This window comes from Nocardia araoensis NBRC 100135 (genome assembly GCF_000308435.1).
GTDB lineage: Bacteria > Actinomycetota > Actinomycetes > Mycobacteriales > Mycobacteriaceae > Nocardia > Nocardia araoensis.
The window spans coordinates 1-5,226 of sequence record NZ_BAFR01000307.1; the positions used below are offsets into that span (position 1 = coordinate 1).

The window sequence follows — 5,226 nt, forward strand, 5'->3', positions numbered from 1 at the left end:
CCCCCATATCGGTTATCGACCGGTAATCGCCGTCCACACCCATCACCGTGCCAGCACACCCCCACCAGCCCCGTCACCAGGCGCGGCGCGCCGGGCACCACGGATCTCGCGGCCGCAGCGCAACAGCACCGACGAGTGAGGACCCGACGATCCGGAAAGAGTAACCGGGGGGCCACGCCGAGGAACGTGCTCGGTGGCTGTTGTTGCCAGACGTGGGCAGTGCAACCCCGTCGGCGAACCGTGGTGAGTGTTTGCGCTGCAGCCCAGCGGTCCGCCAGCGAGGCGCCGAAGCATTCGGAGCCTTCCCGGACCGGCCCAAGAATGCCCTGGCGACGGCCAGGAGAAAGAGAGTCCGCAGTGAATATCCTGTCGATCCTGCTTGTCGCTGCTGCTCAGCGCCGGAAGCAGCGTCCTGTCCCTCGGCAGCAGCGGCTCTGATCCCGGCCGGCCAGCGGGTCCTCGCATACACCAAGGGGTGTGCGGGTGCGGTATTCGGAAGGCACGCTACGCCGATGCCGAACACGAACATCCACACCAGCGAGACCGCCAGTCCCATTACCCGCTGACTGTCTCGACGATGTCCTGATGGGCGCAAGTCGAGGCCGCGGCCGACGGCGAGGTGTCCGAGTGGATCGCGAAAGCGTACCGATCCCGGCTGCTGAGCGAGCAGTGCCGCGCCCTCGCCGAATGGGAGCGTGAGCACCTCGTCGGAGTTGCTCGACCGAAAGGCATGGGCCACGCGTCAGGAACTGGCGAACGCGATCTCCAACTACATCGAATCCTTCTACAACCCGACAAGGCGACACTCGAAGATCGGAATGCTCAGCCCCGTAGAGTACGAACGAACCCACATCCCCGCTCACTGCGTCAGGGCCGAGAAGGGGCCTCTCCTGTCTTCTGGCGTAGACCGCTTCGCGGCTGACGCCGAACTCTCTGGCCAGCGCCGCTTTCGACACTCCGGCGGCCGCGCGAGCGCGCAGTTGGGCGGCCTGTTCGGTGGTGAGGGCGGGTTTGCGGCCGGTATAGGCGCCGCGGGCCTTGGACGCGGTGATGCCCTCGCGCTAGCGTTCGAGGATGAGGGCGCGCTCAAATTCAGCGAAGGCACCCATCACCGACAGCAGCAGATTCGCCATCGGCGAATCCTCCCCGGTAAAGGTCAGCGACTCCTTCACGAACTCCACCCGCACCGCCCTCGCCCAGGCCACAAGCATTCCCGCGCAGGTACCCGCACCGCAGAAAGCGGTATTCACCGATGCTCAGCAGACACTGGAAATCGTGCCCTGACCAGCAGGCTATCGGCGAATCACGACACCACAGGACAACCTGGATCGGCAGACAACGGGGCCGTCCACACCGACGGCCCGCGCCCGACCAGCACAGGAAGGCACGTCACCAGTGAGCACACCCGAGGGCCTCGACTTCCGCATCACCACCAGCGACGCGATCGAACTCGCCGAAATGCTGACATTCATCGACTGTCAGCGGCCAGCGAAAGTTCCCCAGGGACGGCCTGTTCCGAATCCCCACAGGCGGCCAGCTGACTCGATCCGGCACACTGCTAGCAACGACTTGAATGCTCGGTGATGCCCATTGCAGACCGTCTTTAGCACCGCCCTCCGCGAAGCCCGGCCGGTCACCCGAAACGCCAAGAACCCGGCGACATTGGTGGTCACCGCCACGACAATCTCCAGCGTGGAAGAAGTCGAAGTTATCGTCGCCCATCACGAGCGCGCGACCCTGCGCGCCGGCGACGTATTCCTGAAAATCGACGCCGATCAGACACGCACCGACGCCGAGGTCGAAGCGATGGCCCGGGCCCCGATCCCAACCCCAGAGATCCTGTGGCGCAAACCGCCTCTGCTCGCGCTCGCTGCCCTCCCAGGAAGGGCGCTCGGCCGCCTCGGGGCGCCGTCGGCCGCGTCGCCGGCGGCATGGGCCGCCGCGGGTGCCACCCATACGGGTGCTGCACGACGCACCGCTGCCACCATGGCCCGGCCACAGCGGCCGAGGTCTCGACGAGTTGGCGGCGCAGCTCGACGTCGAATGTGCCTGGCTCGTCACGAACGATGTCCTTCCCGCAGGCCTGGTCGCACGTAACCGCCGAGCCGCCGAGGCCGCGCTCAGGCCGTGGACCCCGGTGTTCACGCACGGCGACCTGCAAGTCAGCCACGTCTTCGCCATCGGTGACGAGATCACCGGCGTGATCGACTGGTCCGAGGCGGGCCAGGGCGATGCCCTCTACGACCTTGCCACCTTGACGCTCGGACACGAGGAGCACCTTGCCGACGTCGTGGCCGGCTACGGCACCGACGTCGACCTCGCCGTGATCCGCGCATGGTGGTCGTTGCGCAGCCTGCTCGGGGTTCGCTGGCTAGTTGAGCACGGCTTCGACCCGACCTCGCCAGGCTGCGAAGTCGACGTGCTGAGAACCCAGGCGATGCGCGATTAACGAGAACGCGACATCCGGTCACGCCGCACTCCGTCATCAGACCGTTGCCGCACGATAGCTTCGACGGTCAGATAGTTCCCCACTAAGTGGCCGCCAGTGGGGATTTTCAACTGGCCACTAACAATCGACGACTGGCTCGCCGGCGCCGCCCCGGCCATCACACAATCGTTCACCGCGTTCGTCGGCTCGAACGGCTACACACTCACAGACTTACGAGCCAACTTGGACCGGTTCGTCGGCATACTCGGCGGCGCCACCACCGCAGACCGCTACCTCGACAACGAACCCTACTGACATGTCCGTCCGATCTCGTTGTAGTTGAGGCAGTCTCGCCTATTCGAGGCATTCTCGGATTTGTTTCATGCAGTTGAGGCACCATGGCCGATCCACCGGTCACTGCGGCTGCCCTTGTCCCGGCCCCCTGCCCACCCCGCCGCCGTCGCCACTGTCGCGGTCCTATCGCCCTGTTTCTTCGGCGAAACCAACACGTCCTACCTCTAGAATCGGGATTCCGGGGCCCCTAACGCTATCCCCCGATCGGATGGTCTGGCACCACTGTTCTCTTACCACCGCTGTCGAAGCAGAACCAATACCAGTCACTGTTGAGGTGATGGAGTCCGCCGCTAGTGGGAGGGACGCCGGTGAGCTGGGCGAATCCGGCTCCGCTCGAGCAGTAGCCCGCTGCGGGGCTGGTCGCGAAGTGGATACCCGAGGCGTCGCGGCGGATGCTCGAGGTCGGATGGTCCGAATCGTCAACGTGGTAGAGGCCGAGCCGGTGACCTTCGAACGTCCGCGGATCGACACCATCGCGCACCTGCCGTGCGGCATCTTCGAAGCTGTGCTCGGAGAACTGCCAACGCACAGCGATCGGTAGGTCTGTGCTCCACGCAGCTACCGTGAACGCAACCACCAACGCAGGCACAAGCAGGGGACCGAGTTCGGGCACCCGAAGCCTCCGGGATACGACTACCCGGGTCAGGTAGCCGATGATGACGCAGAACAACCCAAACGATGCGCTGATCAACAACATTCGCAACAGCAACGACTCGGCGCCGGCCGGGTCGCTGGCATGCACGAGCAAGGCCAGGCAAGACACAACCGTGCAGGCGAGAAACAAATGCCAGGCGAGCCGTGCCCCAAGTCGTCGCTTGTCTCGCCCACCGGGAAGATTGTCGGACTGCGCCGTGCTCATCCCGGAAGCCTAGCCTCGATGGGACATGACACGCCCAAGACCGGACACGCCGACCGAGGTGACGTAAAAATGCACCGATACACCAGGCCCTGATCGAGCCCAAGTGATGCCAGGATTCACCGATAACTGACGTCGGAATTCACCCTTACGGCCACTACCTCGAGTTCATCGAAGCCGAGGTCGGTTCGGGCCGCTACGGCTCGGTCAGTGACGTGGTCCGTGCTGCCCTGCGGTTGCTCGAGGATCGTGAGACCAAACTGCGCGCGGTGCGTGAGGCCCTCATCGAGGCGGAGAACGCCGGCCCGGGCCTGCCGTTCGACCGGATCGCCAGGACTATGGGTCCTGTTCGTCGCGGGAAGTCAGGTGATGTGTTGAGTCTGCGAGAACTGGAAAAGGCCGTTCCTGCCTTGCTGGACATCCGGTCGGCCGAACGTCGGAGCATCGACTGGGAGTTCATCCGGCGCGAGACCGGAATCCTATTGCCTCCGGACTTCGTCGCCCTCGCGGAGGCGTACCCGCCTTTCACGGTGGACGATTTCCTGGGAGTGCGCATTCCGTCCCCCGGCGAGGAGAAGTACTTCGTCAGCGGCGCGCGGGAGCTACTGGGTGATCTGGCGATGCTTCGTGATGCCGGGATGTCGCATGGTCATGTTCCGTTCCCCGAGCCGGGCGGACTGTTCCCCTGGGCGGTTCCAACGGGGGTGATTACTTCTATTGGAAGACATCGACAGAGGACAGTGCGTCGTGGTCGGTTCTAGTCAGTGGTCATAACGACGACTGGTGCGGATATGCGGGTAACCTGACCTCTTATCTCGCGGGGTTGGTGCGCGGGACTGTTCCCCCGGACGGTTTGCCGCCGGACTTCCAGGGTCCGAGGCCGGTCATCGAAGCCGATTGACGTACGACACCGGGCTCGCCGTACCCGGCGCGGCCCAGTTGGCCGGTATCGGGGCCGCGGACACCGGCCGCTCGATGCTGCCCCATCGGTGATCTCGGCTTCAGGTGCCTGCCGGATGCGTACCTGCCGCGCCCCATTCACGGCCTGCTGCCCGGTCGTTGCGGGCCTGGTTCCGGAGATTTTCACCGAGAATCGGGCAGGTTTGTCGTTATCGATTGGTAGAGAAGGGGTTCGTGTCCGGCTCCACGCTTTTGTATTTCGAGCCTGTGCACGTAGCGCAGCGAGTCGCCCTGCAGGTCGATGCTGAGAGGGCAGGGGTCGTGCTCGTCCAGGATCAGCCGGCGGAGGAATTCGACCATGCCGCAGGGAAAGAGCGTGAAGGTCTCATCGGTGTGTCGGCCGCAAACCAGGACCGGCCACCGGTCGGGGTCGGGATCGGTGGTCAGCCAGCACAGGATGTCGGGGCCTGAGGTGACGCCCCAAGCGAGGATGTGTTGCGGGTCGATGTCGAGGCCTTCCTGACCTCCCAGCATCTCCCAGATGCCGCGGGCGTTCTCCGTCTCCTCTTCGAAGGTCTCATCATCGAGGTAAATGCTCTCTTTGGGCAGCGGCATCAGGATGCAGATCCCGTGGTTCCCGTCGGCGGTGTCGAACTGGCCAGAGCCATAGACGGACATGAAGGCCTGG

General features: G+C 64.6%; 4 protein-coding genes and 3 pseudogenes. 4 read left to right on the top strand and 3 right to left on the bottom strand.

Features of this window, described 5'->3' with window-relative positions; translation table 11 throughout:
- Window positions 1-695 precede the first annotated feature (695 nt).
- Window positions 696-833, top strand: a pseudogene (locus ON21_RS40360) (IS3 family transposase); the annotation flags it as partial.
- Window positions 834-902: 69 nt separating this feature from the next.
- Here ON21_RS40360 and ON21_RS30810 read toward each other — a convergent pair.
- A pseudogene (locus ON21_RS30810) lies at window positions 903-1,193 on the bottom strand (recombinase family protein); the annotation flags it as partial.
- A 767-nt stretch (window positions 1,194-1,960) separates the two neighbouring features.
- Between ON21_RS30810 and ON21_RS40365 the strand changes: the two are divergent.
- Both ON21_RS40365 and ON21_RS30820 read left to right on the top strand, forming a co-directional pair.
- Window positions 1,961-2,449 (top strand): phosphotransferase, encoded by a 489-nt coding sequence (locus ON21_RS40365; protein WP_245562806.1) that lies wholly within the window; start codon window positions 1,961-1,963, stop codon window positions 2,447-2,449.
- A gap of 96 nt (window positions 2,450-2,545) precedes the next feature.
- Window positions 2,546-2,743, top strand: coding sequence for a hypothetical protein (locus ON21_RS30820; RefSeq protein WP_039803855.1), 198 nt, complete (start codon window positions 2,546-2,548; stop codon window positions 2,741-2,743).
- 232 nt (window positions 2,744-2,975) lie between these two features.
- On the opposite strand, the gene ON21_RS30825 is transcribed toward ON21_RS30820, so the two are convergent.
- The gene (locus ON21_RS30825) at window positions 2,976-3,641 is read right to left on the bottom strand and encodes a hypothetical protein (RefSeq protein WP_039803856.1); all 666 of its coding nucleotides are present in this window, start codon (window positions 3,639-3,641) and stop codon (window positions 2,976-2,978) included.
- Between the two features lie 122 nt (window positions 3,642-3,763).
- Between ON21_RS30825 and ON21_RS40370 the strand changes: the two are divergent.
- A pseudogene (locus ON21_RS40370) lies at window positions 3,764-3,961 on the top strand (type II toxin-antitoxin system ParD family antitoxin); the annotation flags it as partial.
- Between the two features lie 760 nt (window positions 3,962-4,721).
- On the opposite strand, the gene ON21_RS30840 reads toward ON21_RS40370, so the two are convergent.
- Window positions 4,722-5,226, bottom strand: a 505-nt coding sequence (locus tag ON21_RS30840; protein WP_051021512.1) for a hypothetical protein, incomplete at its 5' end; no start/stop codon positions are given.

What these genes read in the sequence shown, in the direction of transcription:
- ON21_RS30825 (WP_039803856.1), bottom strand. Translation starts at nt 3,641, where the DNA reads ATGAGCACGGCGCAGTCCGACAATCTTCCCGGTGGGCGAGACAAGCGA.